Annotated in this window: 23 protein-coding genes and 1 riboswitch; of the genes, 7 read left to right on the forward strand and 16 right to left on the reverse strand. The window is 75.1% G+C overall.

The genetic code is table 11. The features are described 5' to 3' along the window. Positions 1-31: 31 nt before the first annotated feature. Entirely contained in the window at positions 32-1,273 is a 1,242-nt protein-coding gene (locus J3P29_RS16080; RefSeq protein ID WP_210495149.1) for a 4-alpha-glucanotransferase, read from the forward strand. After that, positions 1,273-2,037, forward strand: a complete 765-nt coding sequence (locus tag J3P29_RS20495; protein WP_210495150.1) for a GDSL-type esterase/lipase family protein — start codon at positions 1,273-1,275, stop codon at positions 2,035-2,037. The genes J3P29_RS16080 and J3P29_RS20495 overlap by 1 nt, the downstream gene beginning before the upstream one ends. Before the next feature lie 42 nt (positions 2,038-2,079). Here J3P29_RS20495 and leuB read toward each other — a convergent pair whose 3' ends face one another. The 12 genes from leuB to serC all read right to left on the reverse strand — a co-directional run bounded on the left by leuB (position 2,080) and on the right by serC (position 15,384). Next, the gene (leuB, locus tag J3P29_RS16090; RefSeq protein ID WP_210495151.1) at positions 2,080-3,120 is read right to left on the reverse strand and encodes a 3-isopropylmalate dehydrogenase; all 1,041 of its coding nucleotides are present in this window, start codon (positions 3,118-3,120) and stop codon (positions 2,080-2,082) included. A 46-nt stretch (positions 3,121-3,166) separates the two neighbouring features. Beyond that, positions 3,167-3,925 (reverse strand): methyltransferase domain-containing protein, encoded by a 759-nt coding sequence (locus tag J3P29_RS16095; protein WP_349239874.1) that lies wholly within the window; start codon positions 3,923-3,925, stop codon positions 3,167-3,169. Next, the gene (locus tag J3P29_RS16100) at positions 3,922-4,665 is read right to left on the reverse strand and encodes a class I SAM-dependent methyltransferase (RefSeq protein ID WP_210495152.1); all 744 of its coding nucleotides are present in this window, start codon (positions 4,663-4,665) and stop codon (positions 3,922-3,924) included. The genes J3P29_RS16095 and J3P29_RS16100 overlap by 4 nt, the downstream gene beginning before the upstream one ends. A 10-nt stretch (positions 4,666-4,675) precedes the next feature. Further along, the gene (leuD, locus tag J3P29_RS16105; RefSeq protein ID WP_210495154.1) at positions 4,676-5,281 is read right to left on the reverse strand and encodes a 3-isopropylmalate dehydratase small subunit; all 606 of its coding nucleotides are present in this window, start codon (positions 5,279-5,281) and stop codon (positions 4,676-4,678) included. Positions 5,282-5,311: 30 nt separating this feature from the next. Further along, positions 5,312-6,739 carry a 3-isopropylmalate dehydratase large subunit gene (gene leuC, locus J3P29_RS16110; RefSeq protein WP_210495155.1) on the reverse strand — a complete coding sequence of 476 codons (1,428 nt, stop codon included), beginning with the start codon at positions 6,737-6,739 and terminating at the stop codon, positions 5,312-5,314. A gap of 62 nt (positions 6,740-6,801) precedes the next feature. Next, the gene (locus J3P29_RS16115) at positions 6,802-7,407 is read right to left on the reverse strand and encodes an XRE family transcriptional regulator (RefSeq protein WP_210495156.1); all 606 of its coding nucleotides are present in this window, start codon (positions 7,405-7,407) and stop codon (positions 6,802-6,804) included. Positions 7,408-7,498: 91 nt separating this feature from the next. Beyond that, on the reverse strand, positions 7,499-8,062 hold the full coding sequence (locus tag J3P29_RS16120) for a hypothetical protein (protein ID WP_210495157.1): 564 nt from the start codon (positions 8,060-8,062) through the stop codon (positions 7,499-7,501). Between the two features lie 4 nt (positions 8,063-8,066). Then, positions 8,067-9,419 (reverse strand): NCS2 family permease, encoded by a 1,353-nt coding sequence (locus J3P29_RS16125; protein WP_210495159.1) that lies wholly within the window; start codon positions 9,417-9,419, stop codon positions 8,067-8,069. A 253-nt stretch (positions 9,420-9,672) separates the two neighbouring features. Then, on the reverse strand, positions 9,673-10,398 hold the full coding sequence (locus J3P29_RS16130) for a ferritin-like domain-containing protein (protein ID WP_210495160.1): 726 nt from the start codon (positions 10,396-10,398) through the stop codon (positions 9,673-9,675). A 126-nt stretch (positions 10,399-10,524) separates the two neighbouring features. Further along, the gene (locus J3P29_RS16135) at positions 10,525-12,168 is read right to left on the reverse strand and encodes a 2-isopropylmalate synthase (protein ID WP_210495161.1); all 1,644 of its coding nucleotides are present in this window, start codon (positions 12,166-12,168) and stop codon (positions 10,525-10,527) included. Positions 12,169-12,586: 418 nt separating this feature from the next. Further along, complete coding sequence (gene serA, locus J3P29_RS16140; RefSeq protein ID WP_210495162.1) at positions 12,587-14,200, reverse strand: phosphoglycerate dehydrogenase; 1,614 nt, start codon at positions 14,198-14,200, stop codon at positions 12,587-12,589. Positions 14,201-14,217: 17 nt separating this feature from the next. After that, positions 14,218-15,384 carry a phosphoserine transaminase gene (gene serC, locus J3P29_RS16145; protein ID WP_210495163.1) on the reverse strand — a complete coding sequence of 389 codons (1,167 nt, stop codon included), beginning with the start codon at positions 15,382-15,384 and terminating at the stop codon, positions 14,218-14,220. Positions 15,385-15,411: 27 nt separating this feature from the next. Beyond that, positions 15,412-15,497, reverse strand: a riboswitch (ZMP/ZTP riboswitch). Positions 15,498-15,663: 166 nt separating this feature from the next. Here serC and J3P29_RS16150 point away from each other — a divergent pair. Next, the gene (locus J3P29_RS16150) at positions 15,664-16,443 is read left to right on the forward strand and encodes a gamma-glutamyl-gamma-aminobutyrate hydrolase family protein (protein ID WP_210495165.1); all 780 of its coding nucleotides are present in this window, start codon (positions 15,664-15,666) and stop codon (positions 16,441-16,443) included. A 64-nt stretch (positions 16,444-16,507) separates the two neighbouring features. Here the strand turns inward: J3P29_RS16150 and J3P29_RS16155 are convergent, their stop codons facing one another. Further along, on the reverse strand, positions 16,508-17,053 hold the full coding sequence (locus J3P29_RS16155) for a DapH/DapD/GlmU-related protein (protein ID WP_210495168.1): 546 nt from the start codon (positions 17,051-17,053) through the stop codon (positions 16,508-16,510). Between the two features lie 221 nt (positions 17,054-17,274). Here J3P29_RS16155 and J3P29_RS16160 point away from each other — a divergent pair, with 221 nt between their 5' ends. Genes J3P29_RS16160 through J3P29_RS16175 form a run of 4 tightly spaced genes read left to right on the forward strand, consistent with a single transcriptional unit; the run spans position 17,275 to position 23,167 of the window. Continuing rightward, positions 17,275-18,660: a circularly permuted type 2 ATP-grasp protein gene (locus tag J3P29_RS16160; RefSeq protein ID WP_210495169.1), complete on the forward strand. Its 1,386-nt coding sequence runs from the start codon at positions 17,275-17,277 to the stop codon at positions 18,658-18,660. Further along, positions 18,657-19,805 carry a YbdK family carboxylate-amine ligase gene (locus J3P29_RS16165; RefSeq protein WP_210495171.1) on the forward strand — a complete coding sequence of 383 codons (1,149 nt, stop codon included), beginning with the start codon at positions 18,657-18,659 and terminating at the stop codon, positions 19,803-19,805. Before J3P29_RS16160 ends, J3P29_RS16165 begins: the two co-directional genes overlap by 4 nt. A gap of 60 nt (positions 19,806-19,865) precedes the next feature. Beyond that, positions 19,866-21,350 carry a carboxypeptidase M32 gene (locus tag J3P29_RS16170; protein ID WP_210495172.1) on the forward strand — a complete coding sequence of 495 codons (1,485 nt, stop codon included), beginning with the start codon at positions 19,866-19,868 and terminating at the stop codon, positions 21,348-21,350. Continuing rightward, a complete protein-coding gene (locus J3P29_RS16175; protein WP_210495173.1) occupies positions 21,347-23,167 on the forward strand; it encodes a glycoside hydrolase family 15 protein in 1,821 nt (606 codons plus the stop codon). Before J3P29_RS16170 ends, J3P29_RS16175 begins: the two co-directional genes overlap by 4 nt. A 99-nt stretch (positions 23,168-23,266) precedes the next feature. On the opposite strand, the gene J3P29_RS16180 is transcribed toward J3P29_RS16175, so the two are convergent. The 3 genes from J3P29_RS16180 to J3P29_RS16190 form a co-directional block, all read right to left on the reverse strand. Then, positions 23,267-23,884, reverse strand: coding sequence for a hypothetical protein (locus tag J3P29_RS16180; protein WP_210495174.1), 618 nt, complete (start codon positions 23,882-23,884; stop codon positions 23,267-23,269). Positions 23,885-24,107: 223 nt separating this feature from the next. Beyond that, positions 24,108-25,106: a ketol-acid reductoisomerase gene (gene ilvC, locus J3P29_RS16185; RefSeq protein ID WP_210495175.1), complete on the reverse strand. Its 999-nt coding sequence runs from the start codon at positions 25,104-25,106 to the stop codon at positions 24,108-24,110. Positions 25,107-25,183: 77 nt separating this feature from the next. Then, positions 25,184-26,062, reverse strand: coding sequence for a methyltransferase domain-containing protein (locus J3P29_RS16190; RefSeq protein ID WP_210495176.1), 879 nt, complete (start codon positions 26,060-26,062; stop codon positions 25,184-25,186). Positions 26,063-26,194 lie beyond the last annotated feature (132 nt).

Genomic DNA, 26,194 nt, shown 5'->3' on the forward strand with positions numbered 1-26,194 from the left:
CCGACCGTCCCCGGCCCGAAACGTCAACTTCATGCGAACCACCCGATCCAGCGGCGTGCAGCTGCACCTCACGTCGCTCCCCGGCGGCCGGCTCGGTCCCGAGGCGTACGCCTTCGTCGACTGGCTGCAGGCGGCGGGGCAGTCGTGGTGGCAGACGCTCCCGCTCGGACCGCCCGACGAGTACGGGTCGCCGTACAAGTCGGCGTCGGCGTTCGCGGCCTGGAACGGCTTCCTGGAGGACCCGGACGCGCCGGTCAGCGCGGAGGAGGAGGACGCGTTCCGCGCGAAGCACGCGTCGTGGATCGCGGGCTGGGAGGCGTTCGCCGGCGAGGGCGCCGTCGCCGACCAGGTGCGCTTCGACCGCGAGTGGGCCGCCCTGCGGACGTACGCGCAGGAGCGCGGCGTCCGGCTGATCGGCGACGTGCCGATCTACGTGGCCCCCGAGGGCGCCGACCACCGCGCGCACCCCGAGATCTTCCGGGAGGGCGTCGTCTCGGGCGCCCCGCCGGACGCCTACTCCGCGACCGGACAGCTGTGGGCCAACCCCGTCTACGACTGGCCGGCGCTGCAGCGGCGCGGGTACCGCTGGTGGACGGAGCGCTTCCGCCGCACGCTCGACCTGTTCGACATCGCGCGGCTGGACCACTTCCGCGGCTTCGTGTCGTACTGGGCGGTGCCCGAGACCGCCCCGGACGCCTCGTACGGCCGCTGGTCCCGCGGGCCGGGCCGCGCCGTCTTCGACGCCGCCGCGCGCGAGCTGGGCTGGCGGGTGGACTCGGACGAGGGGCTGCCGTTCATCGCGGAGGACCTCGGCGTGATCACCCCCGCGGTGGAGCGGCTGCGCGACGACCTGGGCCTGCCGGGGATGGTCGTGCTGCAGTTCGCCTTCGACCCGGACGATCCGAACGGGCCGCACCGCCCGGAGAACCACCACGAGGGCCAGGTCCTCTACACGGGCACGCACGACAACGACACGCTGCTGGGCTGGTGGGAGTCCATCCCCGACGCCCGGCGCGACGAGGCGACGAAGGCGCTGCGGGCGGCGGGCGTGGAGGACGACGACCCCGAGTGGGCGCTCATCCGCCTGGCGCAGGGCTCCCCCGCCGGGCTCTGCATGCTGCAGGTGCAGGACGTGCTGGGACTCGGGTCCGAGGCCCGCATGAACGTGCCGGGCGAGTCCGGCAGCTCCTGGCGGTTCCGCCTGGAGCCGGGGCAGCTGACGGAGGCACACGCCCGGCGGCTGCGGGCGGCCACCGCGGAGGCCGGGCGCTGATGCCGTTCTCCGGCACCCCCGGCGGCGCGCCCGACGTGCCGCCCGTGGGCCCGGACGACCCCGTCTCTCCCCCGCTGCTGCGCGGGCTCGTGGCGCTCGGCGACTCGATCACCGTCGGCGAGGGCGAGCCGCTGCAGGGCGTCGTGATGCAGTCGTGGGCGCAGTGGACGGCCGAGGCCTTCGACCTGCCGTTCCACAAGCTCGCGCGCAACGGGGCGCTGGCCCACGAGATCCTCCGCGACCTGGCCCCGCGGATGCGTGGGGGCTACGACATCGCGTGCGTGTACGCCGGCGTCAACGACGTGCGCTCCGAGCCATGGGACCCAGACGCGTACCGGCGCACGATGAACGACCTGCTGGTGCGGGCGGGCGACCACGCCGCCCGCGTCGTGGTCTGCACGCTGCCGACCGACCTGGGCCGCCCGAGCAGCGCGCCGAAGCCCGAGGCGGCGTCGGCGATCGTGCGCGAGCTGGCGGTGGCGCGCGGCGCGCTCGTCGTCGAGCTGGACGACCTCGGCGGCCGCCGGCTCGTGCTGCCCGACGTCGTCCACCCCACCGCGCTCGGCCAGGTCGAGATGGCGGCGCGGGCCGTCCGAGTGCTGGCGGGCGACGGCCTGCGGCCCCGGACGGACCCGTGGGACGCCGCCGACCCGTACACCTCGCTGCGGGCGCGACTGGCCAGCGAGCGCCGCTGGGCGCGCGGGATGGCGCGGGACCTGCGCCGCCGCGGGATCGAGGCGGCGCAGCGGCGGCTGCGCGGCTAGGCGCGCCCGCCGCCGCCCGCGCCCCGCCGCGCCCGACCGCGGCTAGGCCAGCCGCCGGCGGACGGCGTCGAGCGCCTCCGCCGTCGTCGCCGTGCCGCCCAGGTCGCGGGTGCGCAGGCCGTCCCCGAGCGCGCCGTCGACCGCGGTCTCGAGCGCCGTCGCCTCGGCCTCGAGGCCCAGGCCGTGGCGCAGCATCATCGCGGCGGAGAGGAACATGGCGAGCGGGTTGGCGACGCCCTGGCCCGCGATGTCCGGCGCCGAGCCGTGCACGGGCTCGAACAGGCCGGGGCCGTCCGGATTCCCGACCGACGCGGACGGCAGCATGCCGAGCGAGCCCGAGAGCATCGCGGCGGCGTCGGAGAGGATGTCGCCGAAGAGGTTCTCGGTGACGATGACGTCGAACTGCGTGGGGCGGGCGATGAGCTCCATCGCGCACGAGTCGACGAGCTGGTCGCTCAGGGTGACGTCGGCGTACTCCTCCTCGTGCACGCGGTGCACGACCTGGCGCCACTGGCGGGAGGTCTCCAGCACGTTGGCCTTGTCGACGGACGTGACGTGGCCGCGGCGCTTGCGGGCCGTCTCGAAGGCGGAGCGCGCGATGCGCTCGACCTCGGCGACGGTGTAGTGGCACAGGTCGGACGCGTCGGTGTCCGTGCGCGTCTTCTCGCCGAAGTAGATGCCGCCCGTCAGCTCGCGGACGACGAGCAGGTCGGTGCCGTCGAGCACCTCGCGCTTGAGCGCGGAGGCGTCGTAGAGCGCCGGCACCGGGCGCACCGGGCGCAGGTTGGAGTACAGCCCGAGCTCCTTGCGCAGGCCGAGCAGCCCCTGCTCCGGGCGCGGCTTCGCCGGGTCGGTCGTGTCCCACTTCGGCCCGCCGACGGCGGCGAGCAGCACGGCGTCGGCGGCCTGGCAGGCCGCGAGCGTCTCGTCCGTCAGCGCGGTGCCGTGGGCGTCGATCGACGCGCCGCCGAAGGGGTGCTCCGAGAACGTGAAGTCGCCCAGCTCGTTCAGGACCTCGAGGGTCGGGGCGGTGATCTCGGGGCCGATCCCGTCTCCGGGCAGCGTGGCGATGGCGTGGGACATGTGGTCTTTCGGGTCGGGGCCGGGCGGGACGCGCCGGCCGGCGTGGTCAGCCGCGCAGCCGCGCGGCGATCTCGTCGGGGTGCTCCCCCGGGCGGTGGTCGGGGGCCTTCGTCGCGTCGATCTCCAGGCCGACGTAGCGCAGCACGACGGCGCCCTCCGCGGCCTGCATCTCGGCCTGCACGGCCCGGACGAAGTCGTCGTGCGCCTCCTCGGGCAGCCGCTCGAGGTGGCGGCCCAGGACGACGGTGCGCAGGTGCGCGTACGGGTCGTCGGGCACGACCTCGCGGGCGTCCAGACGGCAGTCGACGTCGACGAAGCCCGCCGCCGTCAGGCGCGCCGCGGTCTCCTCGGGCGTCGCGAACGTCCACGGGGACGCCCAGCCGGTGAGCGCGGTGGCCCACGGCTCGTGGCCGCGCAGCCGCTCGACGGCGGCGTGGACGGCCGCGACGTTGCCGGCCCCGGCGCAGCGGGCGGCCAGCCGGCCGCCGGGGCGCAACGCCGCGGCGAGCCGGCCGACGAGCGCGTCGTGGTCGGCGATCAGGTGGAACGTGCCCATGGACGCGACCGCGTCGACGGGGTCCTCGAGCACCAGGCTCGTCAGGTCCTGGACGAGCAGGTCGACGAGCTTCACCGGCAGCACGCGCCGCGCCGCCTCGAGCGCCTCGGGCGACGTGTCGACGGCGACGACCCGCCCGCGCGGCACCCGCGCGAGCAGCTGCGTCGTCAGGGCGCCGGCGCCGCACCCGGCGTCGAGGACCGTCTCGTCGCCGAGCAGGCCCAAACGGTCGGGGACCGGGACGCTCACGCGGCCGCGGCCTCCAGCGCCGCATCGTCGCGCCAGCCCACGAGCACGGCGAACCGCCAGTGCTTGAAGACGCAGTCCGCGGCGGCGAAGCCGGCGCCGCGCAGCCAGCCCAGCTGGGCCTCGACGGACGCGGGGCGGTCGAGCGCCATCCGCGCGTCGGCCTCGACGCGCTGCTCCGGCGTGATCCCCAGCGCGGCGATCTGCCGGTACCAGCGCTCGACGTTGACGCGGTCGGTCGCCGGCGTGGCACCCGCGATCTGCTCCGCGTTGACGAACACGCCGCCGGGCCGCAGGGCGGCGAAGGCCCGGCGCGCCAGCTCGGCCTTGCCCGCGTCGTCCAGGTGGTGGATGGCCAGCGAGGACACGATCACGTCGTACCCCCCGTCGGGCCAGGCGTCCTGCATCGATGCCTCCACGCACTGGACGCGGTCGCCCAGGCCGGCGAGGCGCTCCCGCGCCTGCGCCAGCATGCCGGGCGCCTCGTCGAGCAGCACGAGCTCGGCCTGCGGCAGCGCGCCGGCGACCGCGGCGGACAGCAGCCCCGTCCCCGCCCCCAGGTCGAGGACCCGGACGCGGCCCGAGCGCCCGGCCGTGGCGGCCTCGACGGCCGCGCCGTAGAAGCCGTCGAAGGCCGGGATGAGCTGCCGGCGCTGCGCGTCGTAGCCGGACGACCAGCGGTCGTACCAGCCGGGCGCGGCGGGCGCCGGGGCCGCCGCGGCCCCGTCTGCGGGCGCGGTCATCGCGCGGCCCTCAGGCGACGGGCGTGGTGGCCAGGGGCTCCGGCGGAAGGTCGAGCGAGCTCGGCTTCTTGGGGCCCTCGGCGGCCTGCTTGGCCTCGAACGCGTCGATCTTCTCGGCGTCGGCCAGCGTCAGGCCGATGTCGTCCAGCCCGTTCAGCAGGCGGTGCTTCGTCTCGGGGTTGATGTCGAACGGGAAGACGTCGCCGCCGGCCGTGACCGTCTGCGCCTCCAGGTCGACGCGGGCCTCGCCCGCGGCCGCGATCGCCCGCACCTGCTCCTCGGGCAGCTGCACCGGCAGCAGGCCGATCTTCGTGCTGTTGGAGTAGAAGATGTCGGCCAGCGAGACCGCGATGATGCAGCGGAAGCCGGCGTCCTCGAGCGCCCACGGCGCGTGCTCGCGGGACGAGCCCGAGCCGAAGTTCGCGCCGGCAGTCAGGATCGGGTTGCCGATCTCGACGTTCCAGTCCGGCGCCTGCTTGGCGTCGTGGAAGAGGAACTCGCCGAACCCGGTCCGCTCGACGCGCTTCATGAAGCGCGCGGGGATGATCTGGTCGGTGTCGACGTCGTCGCGGGGCAGGTCGGAGACGCGGCCCTCGATGATGTTCACGGGATCCATGGTGGGGTCCTCAGCTCTCGCGGTCGGCGCCTAGACGGCGGCGGGCTCGGGGGTGGCGTCCTGGGCGGCGTCCCAGGACCGGATGTCGACGAAGCGGCCGGCGATCGCGGCGGCCGCGGCCATCTGCGGGGACACGAGGTGCGTGCGCCCGCCCTTGCCCTGCCGCCCCTGGAAGTTGCGGTTGCTCGTCGACGCGCAGCGCTCGCCGGGCTGCAGGACGTCGGGGTTCATGCCCAGGCACATCGAGCAGCCGGCGCCGCGCCAGTCGAAGCCGGCCTCGGTGAAGACCTTGTCGAGGCCGAGCTGCTCGGCGGCGATCTTCACCTGAACCGAGCCGGGGACGACCATCGCGTAGACGTGGTCGGCGACCTTGCGGCCCTGGATGACGTCGGCCGCGGCCTGCAGGTCGGCCAGGCGGCCGTTCGTGCAGGAGCCGAGGAAGACGCGGTCGATCCGGATGTCCTCGATCCGCTCGCCGCCCTCCAGCCCCATGTACTCGAGGGCGCGCTCGGCCTGGCCGCGCTCGGCGGGGTCCTCGAACGACTCGGGCGTCGGCACCGTGCCGTCCACGCCGACGACCATGTCCGGCGTCGTGCCCCACGTCACGCGCGGCGTCAGCTGGGTGACGTCGACGACGATCTCGCGGTCGAACGTGGCGCCCTCGTCGGTGTAGAGCTGCTTCCACGCCGCGACGGCGGCGTCCCAGTCGACGCCCTTCGGCGCGCCCGGCTTGCCCTGGACGTAGTCGAAGGTCGTCTGGTCGGGGGCGATCATGCCCGCGCGGCCCCCGCCCTCGATCGTCATGTTGCAGATCGTCATGCGGCCCTCCATGGAGAGCTGCTCGATGGCCGGGCCGGCGAACTCGACGACGTGGCCGACGGCGCCGTCGACGCCCATCTGGCCGATCGCGCCGAGGATCAGGTCCTTCGCGGTGACGCCGAAGGGCAGGTCGCCCTCGAACGTGATCCGCATGGACTTCGGCTTCTTCTGCACCAGGCACTGCGTGGCGAGCACGTGCTCGACCTCGGACGTGCCGATGCCGAACGCCAGGCTGCCGAACGCGCCGTGCGTCGCGGTGTGCGAGTCGCCGCAGACGATCGTCATGCCCGGCTGCGTCAGGCCCTGCTCGGGCCCGACCACGTGGACGATGCCCTGGCGGTCGGAGCCGAGCGAGAAGACGGGGACGCCGAACTCGGCGCAGTTCGTCTCGAGCGTCTCGACCTGCTTGCGGGACAGCTCGTCCTTGATGCGCGCCGCGACGGGCGTGCCGTCGGTCGGGACGTTGTGGTCGGCCGTCGCCATCGTCTTGTCGGGGCGACGGACCGTGCGGCCGGCGAGCCGGAGGCCGTCGAAGGCCTGCGGGCTCGTGACCTCGTGGACCATGTGGAGGTCGATGTAGAGGAGCCCGTCGGCGACCTCGTGGCTCTCCCAGATCTTGTCGAACAGCGTCTTCGGCATTGGCGTGCTTCCGCGGTGGTGTCGGTGGCGGTGAGGGGAAGGTGGTCGGCGCGACGCGCGCGTCAGGAGCGGCGGAGGCCGGCGTTGACGACGGCGAGCATCACGGCGGGCTCAGGGCCCGGGTTCTCGAAGTGGTGCGGCAGGTCGGCGTCGAACGTGACGCAGTCCCCCTGCTCGAGCGCGTGGTCGACGCCGTCGCAGCAGAGCACCACGCGGCCGCGCTCGACGAGCGCGATCTCGCGAGTGCCCGGCTCGTGCATCGGCGGGTCGCCGGGGTTGCCCGTGCGGGCGCCGGCGGCCAGCTCGTGCCGCGTCAGCTCGGAGCGCTGCCCGGGCAGCGGCGCGGTGAGGATCTCGATGACGTGGCCGCGTCCCGGGTCGCCGCCGCGGCGTCGCTGGCCGGGGCGCACGACGGTGACGGAGCCGCCCTCGTCCAGGCGCAGCAGCTGGCTGAGGCGCAGGTCCAGGCCCTGCGCGATCCGCGCGGCGACCTGCAGCGTCGGCGAGGTCTCTCCCCGCTCCACCTGGCTCAGGGTCGTCGCGGAGACGCCGCAGCGCTCGGCGAGGTCGCGCAGCGACAGTCCCATGTTGTCCCGCAGCGCGCGGACGCGCGGACCGATCTGGATCCGCTCGTTCTCCGCCTCGGGGATCGGGGTCGTCGTCGCCATCTGCCCGTACGGTATCACGTACAAGCGTCCGGGACGACGAACAGCGGTCGGGTCGTCGCGGGGGCCGGGTGCCGGCCGGGCCGCGGGGCGCCTAGGCGCCCGCGTCGTCCGGCGCCGTCGTGCGGCCGCCGCTGAGGGCGTCGAGCAGGGCGAGCGCGGCGTCCGGGTTGCGCGAGGCCGCCGCGACGACGAGCGCCGGCCGCCCGGCCCCGGTCGCGTTGCGCAGCACGCCGACGACCTTGCCGGCGGGGCTGCGCACCGCCGCGAACGACGCCACCTTCTCGCGCTCGCGGGCGTAGCGCTCCAGGTCGAAGAGCCAGCCGCGAGACGCCAGGCCGACGGCCTGGGCGGCCGGCACGGCGAGCACGTCGCACTCGGCGGACCGCCGGCGGGCCCGCTCGATCACCGCGCGGTCGAAGCGGTCCCCGGCGTCCGGGAACGCGATCGACGACGCCTGGACCTTCGGCCGCTCGGCGTTGAAGGCGCGCAGGGCGGGGCGCGCCGCCTCGACGTCGCGCTCCCGCCCGCACAGCGTCACGGCACCGATCGCGTCCTTGGCGCGGTCGGGGTCGTCCCCGCCGCCCCCGCCGCAGCCCGCGAGGGCGGCGGCGAGCAGGAGCGCGGCGGCCGCGCGACGACGGGGAGGACGCGTCACGGGGTCAGACCGTCCCGTGCACGAAGTACCAGACGAACACCGCGCCGACGAGCACGATGAGCGGATGCACCTCGCGCCAGCGGCCGCGCAGGACCGCGATCAGCACGTACAGGATGATGCCCGCGCCGACGCCGTTGGCGATGGAGTACGTGAACGGCATCAGGGCGACCGTCGCGAACGCCGGCAGCGCGATGCCGACGTCCTCCCAGTCGATCGCCGCGACCTGGCTGAGCATGAGCGCGCCGACGACGACGAGCGCCGGGCCGGTGGCCGCCGACGGGATGACCGCCGCGAGCGGGGCGAGGAACATCGCCAGCAGGAACAGCACGCCGGTGACGACGTTGGCCAGGCCGGTGCGGCCGCCCTGGGCGGCGCCGGCGGTGCTCTCGACGAAGATCGTGTTCGACGAGGCCGAGGCCGCGCCGCCCGCGATCGCGCCGAACGACTCGACGAGCAGGACGCGGCGCAGCATGGGCAGGCGACCCTGCTCGTCCGTCAGCTCGGCACGGCGGCCGACCGCCAGCGCGGTGCCCATCGCGTCGAAGAAGTTGGCCATGAGGACCGCGACGATGACCGCCAGCGCCGCGCCGACCCCGAGCGCGTCGAAGACGTTGAAGCTGACGTCGCCGACCAGGCCGAAGTCCGGGGTCGCCGTCACGGAGTCGGGCAGCTCCGCCCCGGGCACGGGCGTGCCGCTGGCGAGGCCGTTGATGATGATCCCGATGACCGTCGCGGCGACGATGCCGATGAGCAGCGCGCCGGGCACGCCGCGCGCCATGAGCACGGCGATCGCGACGATCGCGACGAGGAAGACGAACGTGTTCCACGTGGCGAGGTCGCCGTGCAGCGCGACGATCGTGCCGCCGCCCTCCGGGTGCTCGACGATGCCGGCGTTCACCAGGCCGATGAAGGCGATGAACAGGCCGATGCCGGCGCCGATCGCCCGCTTCAGCCCGTCGGGGATCGCGTTCATGATCGCCTCGCGCAGGCCCGCGAGGACGAGCACGAGCATGATCACGCCCTCGATGACGATGACGCCCATCGCCTCGGGCCACGTCAGGCCCTTCGCCGCGACGAGGGTGAAGGCGACGAAGGCGTTGATGCCCAGACCGGCGGCGAGGGCCATCGGGACGTTCGCGAAGACGCCCATCGCGATCGTCATCACGCCCGCGACGAGCGCCGTGACGGTCACGAGCTGCGCGTGGTCCAGCTTGGTCCCCGCGACGTCCGCGACGCCGCCGAGGATCTCTGGGTTGACGATGAGGATGTACGCCATCGTCGCGAACGTCGCCAGGCCCGCCAGCACCTCGGTGCGGACGGAGCTGCCTCGCTCGCTTATGCGGAAGAAGCGGTCCATGGGTCCTCTCGGGGCGAGGAGGGGATGAGAGCGGCGCCGGTCCGGGCCCCGACCGCCCCGACGCGCCCCCAAGGCTAGGGCGATCCGCGGCGGATCGCCCGCCCGGGCGACGCTCCGATCGCCCGCACCGGGCCTGTGCGCGCCCCCGGGCCGGCCCCGGACGCACGACGGCCCCGGACGCAGGGCGCCCGGGGCCGTCGGGTGGAGGACCGCCGGCGTGCCGCGGGGGACGGCGCGCCGGGGCGTGCGGCGGCTAGATCTTCTTCGTGTCGATGCTGCTCGCGACGACGAGACCGGTGCCGCCGACGACCTTGAGGACCGTCTTCTCGGTCTTCGGCTTGTCGAAGGAGAACGGCGCGGGCTGGGCGCTCTTGGCGGCCCCCGGGGCGGCGCCGCCCAGCAGGACGCGGATCCACGCGGCGTGGCGGGCCTCGACGGAGTGGATCGACAGCGCGGCCTGCACGAACGCGCGCGTCTTCAGGTTCGGGCCCTGGCCGGCGTAGGCGGCGACGCCCGTGTCCTCGAGCGCGAGGGCCGTCGGACCGAAGCTGGCCGGGGCGATCGCCTTGGCGACGGCGTCCAGGTCGAGCTTCGGCGCCTTGATGGCCGCCTTGCCCAGGCCCTTCTCCAGGAACTTGACGTGGTCGGCCTCGTGCTTGCCGACGACGGCGGAGAACTGCGCGAGCTCCGGGGTGGCGAACTGGTTCTGCTTGTTCGCCGCGTCGTAGAACGCCGCCTCGAGGTACTCGAGCGTCAGCGCGTAGTTGAGGATCTTGACGTCGTTCTTCTTCGACGGCTTCTTCGTCGAGATCGTCGCGCTGGCGAGCGACGGCAGGCCGAACACGCCGAGACCGACGGCGCCGGCGCCGGCGAGGGCGCCGTTGCGGAGGAAGGTGCTGCGGTCGATGCCCGCCGCCTCGGCGGCCTCGCGGACGTCGCCGTCGACGTCGAGCTTCTCGAGATCGATCTGCTGGGACACGGGAACTCCTCGTGGTATCCGGGGGACGAGCCGACCGGCTGGCCGGCTCGGTGTTCTCCCCTAGGAACGAGGTGCCGCGGGATCCGGATGCACCCGGACGCGCGATCGGCGGTGTACGGGCGACGCCTACGGGGCGGCGACCGCCGCGTCGCCCTGCGGCCGCGGGCCGGCGACGCGCCGCACGCCCAGGTTGAGGGCGCGCAGGTACGCGATGGCGGACGCCCGCAGGGTGTCGGTGTCGACGCCCTGGCCGGCGGCCGTGATCCGCTCGCCGCCGGTGACGCCCGGGATGTCCCAGCGCTCCGCCGATCCGGGGGTGCCGAGCTCGAGCACGACGGACGCCTGCGCCAGCGCGTCCTGCCCGCCGGTGACGGACGCCACCCGGTAGTCGCGCAGCCGGGCGTCGACGCCCAGGGCGGAGTCGAGCGCGCGGAACACGGCGTCGACCGGGCCGTCGCCGGTGAACGACCCGGTCACGCGGCCGCGGGCCGCGCTCTCCAGGACGACGGTGGCGTGCGGCGGCCGGGCGTCGCGGACCTCGACGGTGTAGTCCACAAGGACGAGGTCGTCGTCCTCCCCCGCCTCCAGCTCGTCGGCGACCAGCGCCTCCAGGTCCATCGCCGTCACGGTCTTCTTGCGGTCGGCGAGCACCTTGAACGCGTCGAACGCGCGGCGCAGCTCCTGGCCGTCGACCGGGTGCCCGAGCCGCGCGAGCGCGTCCTTGAGCGCTGCGCGCCCGGAGTGCTTGCCCAGGACGAGCTGCTCGGCATCGTCGATGCCGACGGACGCCGGGTCCATGATCTCGAAGGTCGAGCGGTCCTTCAGCACGCCGTCCTGGTGGATCCCGGACTCGTGCGAGAACGCGTTGCGCCCGACGATCGCCTTGTTCGGCTGGACGGCGTAGCCCGTCAGGCGGGAGACGAGGCGGCTCGTGCGGGCGATCTCCGTCGTCACCGCGCCGGTGGCGTACCCCAGCCGGTCGCCGCGGGTCGCGAGCAGCATGATGAGCTCCTCGAGGGCGGTGTTGCCGGCACGCTCACCGATGCCGTTGACCGCGCACTCGACCTGCCGCGCCCCGGCCCCCAGGCCGGCGAGCGAGTTCGCGACGGCCAGGCCGAGGTCGTCGTGGCAGTGGACGGAGAGGACGACGTCGCGCAGGCCGGGTGCGTGCTCGTACAGGCGGCGCAGGAACGCGGCGTACTCGTCGGGGGTGGCGTAGCCGACGGTGTCGGGGACGTTGATCGTGGTCGCGCCCTCGTCGATCGCCACCTGGATCACCTGGGCGGTGAACTCGACGTCGGCGCGGGTGGCGTCCATCGGGCTGAACTCGACGTCGTCGACGAGCGAGCGGGCATGCGCCACCGCCGCCTTGGCGCCCTCGAGCACGTCGGCGCGCGTGTTGCGCATCTGGTGCTCGATGTGGATGTCCGACGTCGAGATGAACGTGTGGATGCGGCCGCGGCCCTCGGCGGCGGCCTCGCGGACCGCCTCGCCGGCGCGCTCGATGTCGCCGGCCTGCGCGCGGGCGAGCGCCGCGATCGTCGGCCGCGAGCCGCCCAGGTCGGCGCGCGCGATCGCGCGGACGGCCTCGAAGTCGCCGGGCGAGGCGATCGGGAAGCCGGCCTCGATGACGTCGACGCCCAGGCGCGCGAGCTGGTGGGCGATCTCGAGCTTCTCGCCGGCGTTCAGCGAGATGCCGGGCGACTGCTCGCCGTCGCGCAGCGTCGTGTCGAAGATGATGACCCGGTCGGGGCCGGCGGGGGTGCTCATGGCAGCGGTGCTCCTGTGGTGTGTCCTGCGGTTCCTCGGCTGTGGTTCGCGGCTACGTGCGGCCGCCACGCGCTATTCCCCCCGGAGGGGGAGGAGCAGTCGAAGGAGGGTGTGCAGGCGGAGCGCCATGGACCACCGCGAGCGTAGCAGCGGCGGCCGGTCCGCTCCCGGCTTCGCCGGCTGCGGACCTCTCCGGGTGCCCCGAGCCCCGCCGCCCGGACCGCGGGTCCGACGCCGAGACGCTCGGGGCGGGGCCCGGCTCCCTCTCCGGGTGCCCCGAGCCTCGCCGCCCCGGACCGCGGGTCCGACGCCGAGACGCTCGGGGCGGGGCCCGGCCCCCTCTCCGGGTGCCCCGAGCCTCGCCGCCCCGGACCGCGGGTCCGACGCCGAGACGCTCGGGGCGGGCCCCGGCCCCCTCCTACAGGGTGACCGCGTGGCCGTCGGCCACGCCGTCGAGCGCGAGGGTCGCCTTCAGGACGTCCTCGGAGACCGTGGTGTCCGTCGTGATGACCATGACGGCGTGGGCGCCGCGGGTGCCCTCGCGGTCCTGGTGGTACCCGACGGCGGCCTGCTCGATGTTGACGCCGCGGTCGCCGAGCAGCGCGCCGATGCGGCCGACCATGCCGGGCTGGTCCGCGTAGCGCAGGATCACGAGGTTGCCCTCGAGCTGCAGGTTGAACCGCTGCCCCCACGCCTCGAGCAGGTGCGGGCGGTTCAGGTGGCCGAGCGTGGTGCCGACGACGCGGTGGCGCTCGCCGCCGGAGACGACGGTCACGCGCAGCAGGTCGGTGAAGTCGCGCGCGGTGGCGCGCGTCGTCTCCGAGACCTCGATGCCGCGCTCCTTGGCGATGCCGGGGGCGTTCACCGCGTTGACGGGCTCCTCGGTGCGGCCGTCGAGGACGCCGCGCAGGACGGCGAGGGAGAGCGGGCGCACGTCGCGCTCGCCGATGCCGCCGAGGGCCTCGACCTCGATCCGCTCCACCGACGAGCCGCCGGCGAGCTCGACCGCGATGCGGCCCAGGCGCTCGGCGAGCGGGACGAACGGCGCGAGGACCTCCAGGTCCTCCTTGCCGACGGCCGGCGCGTTGACCGCGGTGGTGACGGTGCCGCCGGTGAGGGCGGCGACGATCTGCTCCGCGGCCTGGAAGCCGGCGCGGTCGTTGGCCTCGGCCGTCGACGCGCCCAGGTGCGGGGTGAGGATGACGTTGTCGTAGCCCTGGAGGACGTGCTCCGTGACGGGCTCGGACGGGAACACGTCGAGGGCGGCGCCGCCGACGCGGCCGGCGTCGAGCGCGTCCTTCAGCGCGGCCTCGTCGACGAGGCCGCCGCGGGCGACGTTGAGGATCCGCACGCCCTCCTTGACCTTGGAGAACGCGTCGGCGCCGAGCCAGCCGGTCGTCTCGGGGGTCTTCGGCAGGTGGATCGTGATGACGTCGGCGACGGCGTAGATCGCGTCGGAGTCCTCGGCCTTCTCGACGCCGAGCTCCTTGTAGCGCTCGGCCGAGACGTACGGGTCGTACGCGATGACGTTCATCGACAGGCCCTGCGCGCGCTCCGCGACGAGCTGGCCGATGCGGCCGAAGCCGATGACGCCGAGCGTCTTGCCGTAGAGCTCGAAGCCGGAGAGCTTGGAGCGCTCCCACTTGCCGGCGTGCATGCCGGCGTTCGCGCGCGGGATGTTGCGCGCCAGGGACATCATCAGCGCGACGGTGTGCTCGGCGGCGGTGACGACGTTGGACTGCGGGGCGTTGACGACGAGGATGCCGCGCTTCGTCGCGGCCGGGATGTCGACGTTGTCGACGCCGACGCCGGCGCGGCCGATGACCTTCAGGTTCGTCGCGCGCTCGATCAGCTCGGGCGTGAACGTCGTCGCCGAGCGGATGAGGACGCCGTCGTACTCCGGGAGCTTGGCGACGAACGTCTCGTCGTCCCAGTCCAGGCCGAGGTCGACCTCGAAGCCGGCGTCCTTCAGCGCCTCGATGCCGGACGGGCCGACCTTCTCCTTGACGAGGACCTTGGGCGTGCTGCTCATGCGGGGCTCCTTCCCGGTCAGGCGGCGGGGAGCCGCTCGACGACGTAGTCGATGGACGCGGTCAGCTGCTCGACGTCGGCCGTGTCGACCGCGGGGAACATCGCGACGCGCAGCTGGTTGCGGCCGAGCTTGCGGTACGGCTCGACGTCGACGATGCCGTTGGCGCGCAGCGTCTTCGCCACGGCGGCGGCGTCGACGGCGTCGTCGAAGTCGATCGTGCCGATGACGAGCGAGCGGTTGCGCTCCTCCGTCACGAACGGCGTGGCGTACGAGGTGCCGGCCGCCCAGCCGTAGAGCGCCTGGGACGAGGCCGTGGTGCGCTGCACGCACCAGTCCAGGCCGCCGTGCTCGTTCATCCAGTCGACCTGCTCGGCGAGCAGGAACAGCGTCGCCACCGCGGGGGTGTTGTACGTCTGGTCCTTCTTCGAGTTGTCGAGCGCCGTCTTCAGGGACAGGAAGTCCGGGATCCAGCGGTCGGACGCGTCGAGCTCCTCGATGCGGGCCTGCGCGGCCGGGCTGAGCAGCGCGAGCCACAGGCCGCCGTCCGAGGCGAAGCTCTTCTGCGGCGCGAAGTAGTACGCGTCCACGTCGGCGGCGTCGACGGGCAGGCCGCCCGCGCCCGAGGTGGCGTCGATGAGGACGAGGCTGTCCTCCGTGCCGACGCGCTGGACCGGCACCATCACGCCCGTCGAGGTCTCGTTGTGGGCCCACGCGACGACGTCGTACGGCTCCGTGGCCCCGGCGACGGCGGCCTGCGGGTCGGGCGCGGTGCCCGGGTCGGCGGTCACGACGACCGGGTCGCCCAGGAACGGCGCGCCCTTCGTGGCCTTCGCGAACTTCGACGAGAACTCGCCGTACGACAGGTGCAGCGCGCGCTCGCGGACGAGGCCGAAGGCGGCGGCGTCCCAGAACGCGGTGGCGCCGCCGTTGCCGAGGGCGACCTCGTAGCCCTCGGGGAGCGAGAAGAGCTGGGCCAGGCCGGTGCGCACGCGGCCGACGAGGTCCTTCACCGGCTTCTGGCGGTGCGAGGTGCCCATGAGGGCCGCGCCGCGCTCGGCCAGTGCCTGGATCTGGGCCGGCCGGACCTTCGACGGGCCGGCGCCGAAGCGGCCGTCGACCGGCTTCAGCTCGTCCGGGATGGCGATCGGCGCGTCGGCCGCGGGGTTCGTGCTGGGTCCGGTCATGCTGCTCCTCGGTTCGTTCGGGAGGGTGGTCGGTGCCCAGGCGCGCGGCGGTCTCCGCCGTCGCTCCCCGGTGGTCGGTTCCACCTGCTCCAGCGCCAGTCGCGACGGCCCGGCGAGTCTACCGCAGGCGTCCGGCGCCGCCGTGTGACGACGCGCGTGCGCCGGCCGGCGCGAGGGCGTCGGCGGGGCGCACCGGGCTGAGCGTCCGGGCCGGCGGCGACACCGTTCCGCCACGGGGTCGCGACGACTCCGACGCGGCGTCGCGCTAGCGTCGAGGGGGTGAGCGATCCGATCCTCGTCGGCATCACCACCGCGGAGCTCTTCACGCCGGAGCAGACGATCCCGGCGCCGGAGTCCGAGCCGCCGCAGCGCAAGCTGTCGCTCGGCATGGACTACGTCGCGGCCGTCACCGCGGCGGGCGGCATCCCGGTCGTCCTCCCGCCGCTGAGCCCCGGCGGCGGCGCGCTGCTCGAGCGCCTGGACGCGCTCGTCCTGTCGGGCGGTCCCGACATCGACCCGGGGCTGTACGGCGAGCACCCGCACCCCCACCTGGGGCCCGTCGAGAAGGACGCGGACCCGCGCGAGCGCGACGTGCTGCGCGCCGCCGAGGAGCGCGGGATGCCGATCCTCGCGATCTGCCGCGGGATGCAGCTCGTCAACGTCTCCCGCGGCGGCACGCTGTGGCAGGACCTGCCGACGGAGCAGCCGTCCGACCTGGAGCACCGGCAGACCGCGCCGGGCACCCGGACGACGCACGACGTCGAGGTGCTCCCGGGCACGCTGACGGCCCAGCTGACGGGCGTCGCCGAGCACGGCCCCGCGCTGCCGGTCAACACGTTCCACCACCAGGCGGTCCGCGACCTGGGCGCCGGCCTGCGGGTGACGGCGCGGGCCTCCGACGGGGTCGTCGAGGGGATCGAGGCGACGGACCACCCGTTCCTGGTGGGCGTCCAGTGGCACGCCGAGTCGCTCGTGGCGGACCCCCGGCACGCCGGCCTGTTCGCCGGCCTGGTGGCCGCGGCCCGCGCGGGCCGCCCGGTCGCGTCCGCGGCCGTCTAGCGCCGCGCGGCCGACGGCCGCCCACCGCGTCGTCGCCGGCTGGGCGCCGCGTCCGGCCCGGCGGTCAGTCGAGCCGGCGGACGGCGCGCGCGGGGGTGCCGGCGACGAGCGTGGCGGGCGGCACGTCGCGGGTGACCACCGCGCCCGCCGCCACGACGGCGCCGTCCCCGACGGTCACCCCGCCCAGCACGATCGCGCCCGCGCCGATCCACACGTCGGCCCCCACGCGGATCGGCGCCACGACGATGCCGTCGTGGCGCTCGGCGACGGGCATGGGGTGCCCGCCGGTCAGCAGGCTGACGTTCGGCCCGATCAGGGTCCGGTCGCCGATCTCGATCCCGCCCATGTCGTTCAGCGTGCAGCCGTGGTTCACGAACACGCCGGCGCCGACGCGCAGCCGCAGCCCGTGGTCGCAGTGCACCGGCGGCACCAGCCGGAAGTCCGGTCCCGGCGCCCGGCCGGTCAGCGTCTCCCAGGCGGCGCGGATCGCCTCCTGGTCGTCGTACGGCAGCCGCGCGAGCGCCGCGCAGCACGCGAACGCCCGCGGCACGCCGGCCACGAGCTCGCGCAGCTCGTCGGTCCCGCGCCGCAGGCGCCGCTCGCCCTTCACGCGGGGCGGACCGGGCGGTGCGGGCGGGGCATGCCGCGACGATAGCCCGCGCCCCGGCGCCCGCGGGTGGCGCCGCCCGACGCGCCGCGGCGCGTCGGGCGTGGGACGCCGGGACGAGCGTCGTCCCGCGGTGCGGCGCTCCCCCCCGGTGGTCGGGGTCGGGTGCGTGGCGGACCGCGGCGCCGGGCAGAGGGGAGCGCAGCATGTCGACCGACGCTGCTGTGTCCCCCTCCCCTCCCGCCGACGCCTGGGACGAGGCCGTCGCGCCCGACGGCGCCGTCCGGCCGACGCACCGAGAGGCCCTCGCGGCCCTCGACCGCGTCGGGCCGCGGGCGGCCGCCGAACGGGTCGCCGAGGCCGTCGCCGCCACGGGGATGACCTTCGGCGAGGACGACGCCGCCTACGTCGTCGACCCCGTCCCCCGCGCGATCGCCGCGGACGACTGGGCGCGCCTGGAGGCCGGCCTGACCCAGCGGGTGCGGGCGCTGGACGCCTGGGTCGCCGACGCGCACGGCCCGCGCCGCGCCATCGCCGACGGCGTCGTGCCGGCGTCCGTGCTCGACGGCTGCCGGTTCGTCGAGGACGAGCTGGCCGGCCTGGCCCCCGCGCCCGTGCGGATCGCCGTCGCGGGCCTCGACGTGGTCCGCGACGCCGACGGCGCGTTCCGCGTGCTCGAGGACAACTGCCGGGTGCCGTCCGGCCTGGCGTACCTGCTCGCCGCGCGCGAGGCGGTCGCGACGGCGCTCGGCGGGCTGCCGGACGAGGTCCGCGCCCTGCACGCGCGGCTGGGCGCGGACCTGCTGACCGCCGTGCGCTCGACCGTCCCCGCCGGCGCCGGCGAGGGCGCGGCGGTCGTCCTCTCCGACGGCCCCGAGAACACGGCGTGGTGGGAGCACCAGCGCCTGGCCGCGCTCATGGGGATCCCGATCGTCACGCCCGCCGGCTTGCGGCGGCGCGGCGAGCGCGTCGTGCTGGCCGAGACCGGCGAGCCCGTCGTGGCGGTCTACCGCCGCACCGACGTCGCGTCGCTGCGCGGCCCCGACGGGGCCCCGACGCCGCACGGCGAGCTGCTGCTGCCCGCCCTGCGCGCCGGCACGATCGGCGTCGCCAACGCCTACGGCTGCGGCGCGGCCGACGACAAGGCGGTCTACCCCTACGTGCGCGACCTGATCCGCTACTTCTGCGGCGAGGAGCCGATCCTCGACGACGTGCACGTGCACGACCTCTGCGACCCGGAGACCCGCGACCGCGTGTTCGAGGCGCCGGAGCGGCTCGTGTTCAAGCCGCGGGACGGCCAGGGCGGCCAGGGCGTCGTCATCGGCCCGCGCGCCGACGCCGCCGAGCTGCGCGACGCCGTCGACGCGGCGCGCCGCGACCCGCACGCGTGGATCGCCCAGGACGCGGTCGTGCTCTCCACCCACCCGACGGTCGTCGGCGACGACCTGGTTCCCCGGCACGTCGACCTGCGGCCGTTCGCGCTCGCGGACGGCGGAGGAGGCTGGCGGCTCGTGCCCGGCGGCCTGTCCCGCGTCGCGTTCGAGGAGGGCCAGATGGTCGTCAACTCCTCGCGCGGCGGCGGCGCCAAGGACACGTGGGTGCTGCGATGAGCGGCGAGGTCACGAAGGAGGCCACCGGCGCGGACTGGGCGGCGTGGCCCGAGCGCTCCCGCGCGGCGTCGTTCACGCTCGGCGTCGAGGAGGAGCTGATGCTGCTCTCCCCCGGCGGCTGGAACCTGGCGCAGGCCGCGGACGAGGTCCTCCCGCGGCTGCCGGAGGACCTGCGCACGAAGGTCTGCCCCGAGACGCACGCCGCGGCGCTCGAGATCGAGACGGGCGTGGCCCGGACCGTCGGCGACGCGGCCCGCGAGCTGCGCTGCCTGCGCGACGCGGTGAAGGAGACCGTGGCGCCGCTCGACCTGGCGGTCGCCTCGTCGGGCACGCACCCGTTCGCCGTGTGGCGCGAGACCGCCCTCGGCGGCGGCGACCGCCAGGCCGAGGTCTACGGGTCGATGCGCGAGCTCGCCCGCCGCGAGCCGACGTACGCGCTGCACGTCCACGTGGCGCTGCCCGACGCCGACGCCGCGGTCGACGTCTTCAACCGCATGCGGGTCCACCTGCCGCTGCTGCTCGCGCTCTCGGGCAACTCCCCCTTCTGGCAGGGCCGCGACACGGGCCTCGCGTCGGCCCGCACGCCGCTCTTCCAGGCGTTCCCGCGCGTGGGGATCCCCCGACGCTTCGACTCGTACGAGGAGTGGGTCGGCGCGGTCGACCTGCTCACGGGCTGCGAGGCCTTCCCCGACGCGACGTACCTGTGGTGGGACGTGCGGATGGTGCCGCGCTACGGCACCCTCGAGATCCGCATCATGGACGCGCAGATCGACCTGGAGGCGACCGCGTCGCTCGTCGCGCTCGTGCAGTGCCTGGCGCGCATGGAGCTGGAGGAGGCGTGGGCCGAGGAGGCCTCGCACGCGCCGCAGGAGGTGTGGGAGGAGAACCGCTTCGTCGCCGCCCGCGACGGCGCCGACGCGCGGCTGATCGTCGCGACCGAGGGCCGGCGCGTGCCGGTGGCCGATCGCGTCGACGAGCTGCTCCCCCACCTGCGCCCGCACGCCCAGGACCTGGGGTGCGCCGACGAGCTGGAGGGCGTGTGCGCGCTCGTCCACGGGCAGAACGGCCAGCGGCGCCAGCTCGAGCTGGCCCGCGGCGACGACCGCCTGCCGGGCCTGGTCCGGGGACTGGCCGACGCCTACTGAGCCGGCCGGCGCGGGCGCCGTCGCGCGGCGCCCGCCCCCGCCGCGCGCGATGATCCGCCGATGAGCCCCGCCGCCGACCCCATCGCCGCGCTCCGCGAGCACCTGGCCGAGATCGCCGACCTGCAGCACGTGGCGATGCTCATGGACTGGGACCAGCAGACGCACATGCCGCCGCGCGGCGCGGCGGCGCGCGGCCAGGCGGCGGGGACGATCGAGCGGCTGGCCCACGACCGCACCGCCGACCCGGCGCTCGGCGCGCTGCTCGACGCCGCCGAGGCCGCCGGCGAGGACGCCGGCCTGGTCCGCGCGGTGCGCGAGGACCACGAGCGCGCGCGGCGCGTGCCCGCCGAGCTCGTCGCCGAGATGGCCGAGACCGCGGTCGAGGCCCAGGGCGTGTGGAGCGCGGCGCGCGCGGCGGACGACTTCGCCGCCTTCGCCCCCGTCCTGCGCCGGCACGTCGAGCTCTGCCGCCGCTACGCCGCGTGCTTCCCCGAGGTCGACCACCCCTACGACGCCCTGCTGCAGCGCTACGAGCCCGGCGCCCGCACGGACGAGGTGCGGCGCGTCTTCGCCCGCCTGCGTGAGGGGCTCGTGCCGCTCATCGCCCGCATCGCCGAGCGGCCCGACCCCGGCGACCTGCCGGGTCCGTTCCCCGTCGACGTGCAGCGCACCCTCGCGCTCGAGATGGCGCGGTCGATCGGCTACGACGACGCGGCGTGGCGGATCGACGAGGCCGAGCACCCGTTCATGGCCAACCCGGCCCGCGACGACGTGCGGATCACGACGAAGGAGGAGGACCACACGCTCGCGATCGGGCTGTTCGGCGTCCTCCACGAGACGGGCCACGGCCTGTACGAGCACCAGATCGACCCGGCGTGGGACCGCACGACCGTCGGCACCGGCACGTCGCTCGCCGTCCACGAGTCGCAGAGCCGGCTGTGGGAGAACATGGTCGGCCGCTCCCGCGCGTTCTGGTCGCACTGGTACCCGCGGGCCCAGGAGCTGTTCCCCGACCGGCTGGACGGCCTGGCGCTCGACGACTTCCTGCGCCACGTCAACGTCGTCCGCCCGTCGCTCATCCGCGTCGACGCCGACGAGGCCACGTACTGCCTGCACATCCTGCTGCGCTTCGAGCTCGAGGTGGCGCTCCTCGAGGGCACCCTCGAGGTCGACGACCTGCCCGCGGCCTGGAACGCGCGGACGACGGAGCTGCTGGGCATCGACGTCCCGAGCGACGCCGACGGCGTGCTGCAGGACGTGCACTGGGCGCACGGCGTGCTCGGCTACTTCCCGACCTACGCGCTCGGCACGATGATCGCCGCGCAGCTGTGGGAGGCCGCGCACGTCGCGATCCCGGACCTGGACCACCGGCTGGCGGCCGGCGACCCGGCGGCGCTGCGCGACTGGCTGCGCGCGCACGTCCACCGCTACGGCCGCACGCGCACGGGCGACGAGCTGCTGCGCGCCGTCACCGGCGGCGGCCTGGATCCCGAGCCGCTGCTGCGCTACCTCGGCGAGAAGTACGGGGAGCTGTACGACCTGTGAGCGGCGGCGGGCCCGCCCCGGTCGCCCTGGAGGACCTGCCCGACCGCGACGCGGACGGGTACGTCGACCTGCGCGCGTACGCCGCGATCGGCAACGGCCGCACGATCGCGCTCGTCGCGCACGACGGCTCCATCGACTGGTACCCGCTGCCCGACATGGACTCGATGCCGCCGTTCGCGCGGCTGCTCGACGCCGAGGACGGCGGCTACCTGTCGCTCGCCCCCGACGACCCGCACGAGGTCTCCCGCCGCTACCTGCCGGACACGAACGTCCTGCAGACGGAGTACCGCACCGCGGGCGGCCGCGTGCGCGTGACGGACGCGGTGAACATGGGCACGACGGGCCGGCTGCCGTGGGGCGAGCTGGCGCGCCGGATCGAGGGCCTCGAGGGCGAGGTGGCGATGAGCTGGTGCGTCTCGCCCGGGACCCGGCTGGGCACCGCCGCGCCGTGGGCCGAGCAGACGGACAACGGGGCGGTGCTGCGCCTGGCGCAGCTGACGATGGCCGTCTGCACGGCGGACGCCGGCGACGTCGCGGTCGAGGACCGCCACGTGACCGGGCGCTTCGTCGCGACACGGGGCTCCGAGCACCTCGTCGCGCTCGTCTCGAGCCACGGCGAGCCGCTGCGCATGCCCGGGCCGGACTTCATCCGCGCGGACGTGGAGCGGTCCGTCGCGCACTGGCGGCGCTGGTGCGAGCAGTTCACCTACGAGGGGCCGTGGCGCGAGGCGGTGCTGCGCAGCGCCCTGACCCTGAAGCTGCTCTCCCACAGCCCGTCGGGGGCGATGGCGGCGGCGGCCACGACGTCGCTGCCCGAGAGCGCCACGACGGCGAAGAACTGGGACTACCGCCTGTCGTGGCTGCGCGACTCGACGTACAGCCTGCACAACCTCGTCCGGCTGGGCGAGTTCGAGGACGTGCACGCCAACGTCTCGTGGATCCTGCGGATCGCTCGCGAGCAGGGGCCCGACGTGCCGGTGCTCTCCGCCCTGGACGGGACGGAGCCGTACGACACGAAGGCCTACGACGTCCCGGGCTGGCGCGGCCACGGGCCCGTCGTGTCGGGCAACCAGGCGCGCGACCAGCTGCAGCTCGGCGTCTACGGCGACGTCCTGAACATCGTGCAGCTGTACGTCGACGACGGGAACGTCCTCGACATCGCGACGGCCCGGATGGTCGCCGACGTCGCCGACCGCACCTGCGACATCTGGCGCCAGCCCGACGCCGGCATGTGGGAGCTGGAGGAGTCGCGGCACTACACGAGCTCGAAGATGGGCTGCTGGCTCGCGCTCGACTGCGCGGTGCGGATGGCTCGCGAGGGCCACGTGTCGGGCGACGACGGGCGCTGGGAGCGCGAGCGCGACCGCATCCACGCGTGGGTGCAGGAGGAGTGCTGGTCGGAGGAGCGCGGCGCGTACGTGTGGTACCCCGGCGCGGACGGCCTGGACGCGTCCGTCCTGCTGCACGCCGGCTCGGGCTTCGACCGCGGGCCGCGGATGCACGCGACGGTCGACGCGGTGCGGGGGGAGCTGGGCCGCGGCCCGCTCCTGTACCGCTTCAGCGGCGCGGAGCGCGAGGAGAAGACGTTCGTCGCCTGCGCGTTCTGGGTCGTCGACGCCCTCGCGTGCCTGGACCGGCGCGACGAGGCGACGGCGCTGATGGAGGAGCTGCTCCCGCTGACGAACGACGTCGGGCTGCTGAGCGAGATGATCGACGCCGACGACGGCGCGTTCTGGGGCAACCTGCCCCAGGCCCTCAGCCACCTGGCGCTCCTGCGGGCCGCGCTGACGCTCGTGGACACGGCACCCGCGGAGTAGGCGGAGGGGACGGCGGGCGGCGGCGCGGCGCGGCGCCCACACCCGGCAGGGGCGCGCGGCCCGGGGCGCGGGCGCGGACCGCCCGCGCGCGGGGAGCGGCTACGGGGTGGTCGTGGTGCCGTCGTCCGGGGCCGCGCCGTCGTCGCCGGCGTTCGCCGCGGCCTGCTGCAGCTGCTGCACCTGCCGCTGCAGCTCCTGGACGTCATCCTGCAGACCCGACACCGCCTGCTCGTCGCCGGTGTCCGGCGCCGGCGTCGTCGTGGTCGCCGGCTGCGCCTTCACCTGCTCCTCGAGAGCGTCGACCTGCTTGGCGACCTTCTCCACGTCGCCGTCGGTGGCGCGGCCGTCCAGGCGGTCCTCGAGCGACGACACGCGCTCGCGCAGCGCGCGCGTGCTCGTGCCGCCCGACGATCCGCTGTCGCCGCCGTCGCGCAGCAGGGCCCACGTCGCCAGGCCGAGCGCCACGACGGCGACCGCCGCGAACGCCAGGAGCGCCGTGCGCAGGCTGCTCAGCCGCTCCTCGAGCACCACCAGGCGTGGATCCTCCTGCGGCCATGCGGCCGCCGGCGCGGCCGCGGCGACGGGCGTCGCCGGGTCGCGAGGCCGGCCGGCCGGCGGGTGCGGCTCGCGCGGCGTCCCGGCCGGCGGACCGCCCCCCGCGGGCGGCTGCGGCACCCGCGGCGACATGCGGGTCGGCTCGTCGTCGTCGAAGCTCATGCGGTCCGCGTACCCGGCCCGCGCCCGCGCCAGCCGCCGGGTGGCCGGAGGCATGACGGTGGGCGCGTCCTCACCCGCCCACGCGACGGAGCGGGCGACGTCGCCTGAGGGTCCCGGATCGTGGATGCACCGGGCCGACCGCGGAGCCGTCGCTGGGGTGCTCCCCGCGACGGATCCGTGGGTGGCTCGGGGCGCCGCGAGGCGGGTGCCTCAGGTGATGTCGTCAGCCCTGGGCGAAGCCCGAGTCGTCGATCCAGTCCATCTTCGAGCGGAGCTCCTTGCCGGTCTTCTCGATCTGGAGGGCCGCCTGCTGCTCGCGCAGGCGGTTGAAGTTCTCGTTGCCGGCGCGGTGCTCGGCGATGAACTCGCGGGCGAAGGTGCCGTCCTGGATCTCGCCCAGGATCTTCTGCATCTCCTTCTTCGTCTCCGCGTTCACGACGCGCGGGCCGCGGGTCAGGTCGCCGTACTCGGCGGTGTTCGAGATGGAGTAGCGCATGCCGGCCAGCCCCTTCTCGTACATCAGGTCGACGATGAGCTTGAGCTCGTGGAGGACCTCGAAGTACGCCATCTCGGGCGAGTAGCCGGCCTCGGTGAGGACCTCGAAGCCCGTCTGCACGAGGGCGGAGGTGCCGCCGCACAGGACGGCCTGCTCGCCGAACAGGTCGGTCTCGGTCTCGTCCTTGAACGTCGTCTCGATGACGCCGCCGCGGGTGCAGCCGATGCCCTTGGCGTACGCCAGGGTCAGGTCGCGGGCGTTGCCGGTCGCGTCCTGGTGGACGGCGATCAGGCCGGGGACGCCGGAGCCCTCGAGGTACTGACGACGGACGAGGTGGCCCGGGCCCTTCGGGGCGGCGAGCGCGACGTCGACGTCGGCGGGCGGCTCGACCTCGCCGTAGAGGATCGAGAAGCCGTGGCCGAAGAGGACGAGGTTGCCGGCGGAGATGCCGTCCTTCGCCTCGGCCCACACGTCGCGGTGCAGCTCGTCGGGGACGAGGAACTGGACGACGTCGCCCTTCGACGCGGCGTCGGCGATCGAGAGGACCTCGAGGCCGGCGTCCTGCGCCTTCTTCACGGACGAGGAGCCCTCGCGGAGGCCCACGACGACGCTGACGCCGGAGTCCTTGAGGTTCTGGGCGTGGGCGTGACCCTGCGATCCGAACCCGATGATGGCGACGGTCTTGCCGTCGAGCAGCGTCAGGTCTGCGTCGTCGTCGTAGAACATGGCCCGGCAGTCTACGCGCGGACGCCCGTCCGCGCGGTGCGGTGTTCGGGATCCCGTTCGTCCGTACCCGATACCGATCAGGCGTCGGCGGCGATCACCAGCGCCCCGCCCGGGACGGCGACCGCGCCCTCGGGGCCGTCGGGGTCCGGGAACGCGGCGTAGGCGGCGTCGATCTCGGCCTCGATCGCGGTGCGGCCCTCCCCCGCGACGTCCTGGAGCGCGCGGGCCGCGCGGTCGGAGATCTCGAGGACGCGCTGCCGGTGCTCGGCCGCGCTGGCGGAGCGGAAGCGCACCTCGATCCGGTCGGTCTGCGGCAGCACGAAGCCGGCGCCGCCGACGAGCTCCTCCAGCCGCTCCCGCGAGGCGAGGGCGAAGGGGTTCGGCTCGCTGTCCGGCACGGGCCACGTCTCGAGAAGGCCGTGGCGGTGCAGCACCTCCATCGCGGCGCCGAGCCAGGGGTTGTCCTCCACCCGGTCCCAGACGGCGAAGGCCAGCCGGCCGCCGGGTCGCAGGACGCGGCGGGCGTCGCGCAGCGCGGTCTCGGGGTCCTGCACGTGCATGTAGCCGAAGCGGACGAGCAGGGCGTCCACCGACGCGGCCGGCATGTCGAGCCACTCGAGCTCCATCGCGGACGCCTCGACGTTCTGGATGCCCCGCTCCTCGGCGTGCCGGCGAGCCGCCGCGACCATCGCCTCGGCGCCGTCGCTCAGGATGACCCGGCCGCCCGGGTGCACGAGCTCGGCGGCCAGCAGGCCGGTCTCGCCCAGGCCGGCGGCGGCCTCGAGGACCACGTGGCCGGGCTGCGGGGCGATCGCGTCGATCATCGCGTGGGCGACCGGGTCGACCGCGGCGTCGAACCACGCGCGCTCGCGCTCCCAGATCGGCGCCTGGGCCTCCCAGCGTCGGCGGGCGCGGGCGCGCAGCTCGTCGGGCGTGGCGTCGGACTCGGTGCTCACCCCTCCATCGTGGCAAAGGCCCCCGCCACGCCCGCCGCACGCGCCGGTGCCGCGGACCGGGCCGCCGGGTCCGGCGGCCCGGCGGCCGCGGCCGGCGAGCGCAGGGCCCGGCCGACCCCGGCGGGGCGCCCG

The sequence above is a fragment of the Patulibacter sp. SYSU D01012 genome (assembly GCF_017916475.1).
In the GTDB taxonomy this organism is placed as follows: Bacteria; Actinomycetota; Thermoleophilia; order Solirubrobacterales; family Solirubrobacteraceae; genus Patulibacter.

Bases quoted from the DNA above. Each gene is read 5' to 3' on its own strand.
- leuB (WP_210495151.1), bottom strand. From the start codon at position 3,120: ATGTCCCACGCCATCGCCACGCTGCCCGGAGACGGGATCGGCCCCGAG.
- leuC (WP_210495155.1), bottom strand. From the start codon at position 6,739: ATGCCGAAGACGCTGTTCGACAAGATCTGGGAGAGCCACGAGGTCGCC.
- serA (WP_210495162.1), bottom strand. From the start codon at position 14,200: ATGAGCAGCACGCCCAAGGTCCTCGTCAAGGAGAAGGTCGGCCCGTCC.
- J3P29_RS16125 (WP_210495159.1), bottom strand. From the start codon at position 9,419: ATGGACCGCTTCTTCCGCATAAGCGAGCGAGGCAGCTCCGTCCGCACC.
- J3P29_RS16180 (WP_210495174.1), bottom strand. From the start codon at position 23,884: ATGAGCTTCGACGACGACGAGCCGACCCGCATGTCGCCGCGGGTGCCG.
- J3P29_RS16115 (WP_210495156.1), bottom strand. From the start codon at position 7,407: ATGGCGACGACGACCCCGATCCCCGAGGCGGAGAACGAGCGGATCCAG.
- J3P29_RS16100 (WP_210495152.1), bottom strand. From the start codon at position 4,665: ATGACCGCGCCCGCAGACGGGGCCGCGGCGGCCCCGGCGCCCGCCGCG.
- leuD (WP_210495154.1), bottom strand. From the start codon at position 5,281: ATGGATCCCGTGAACATCATCGAGGGCCGCGTCTCCGACCTGCCCCGC.
- J3P29_RS20495 (WP_210495150.1), top strand. From the start codon at position 1,273: ATGCCGTTCTCCGGCACCCCCGGCGGCGCGCCCGACGTGCCGCCCGTG.
- J3P29_RS16135 (WP_210495161.1), bottom strand. From the start codon at position 12,168: ATGAGCACCCCCGCCGGCCCCGACCGGGTCATCATCTTCGACACGACG.
- ilvC (WP_210495175.1), bottom strand. From the start codon at position 25,106: ATGTTCTACGACGACGACGCAGACCTGACGCTGCTCGACGGCAAGACC.
- J3P29_RS16170 (WP_210495172.1), top strand. From the start codon at position 19,866: ATGAGCCCCGCCGCCGACCCCATCGCCGCGCTCCGCGAGCACCTGGCC.
- serC (WP_210495163.1), bottom strand. From the start codon at position 15,384: ATGACCGGACCCAGCACGAACCCCGCGGCCGACGCGCCGATCGCCATC.
- J3P29_RS16165 (WP_210495171.1), top strand. From the start codon at position 18,657: ATGAGCGGCGAGGTCACGAAGGAGGCCACCGGCGCGGACTGGGCGGCG.
- J3P29_RS16080 (WP_210495149.1), top strand. From the start codon at position 32: ATGCGAACCACCCGATCCAGCGGCGTGCAGCTGCACCTCACGTCGCTC.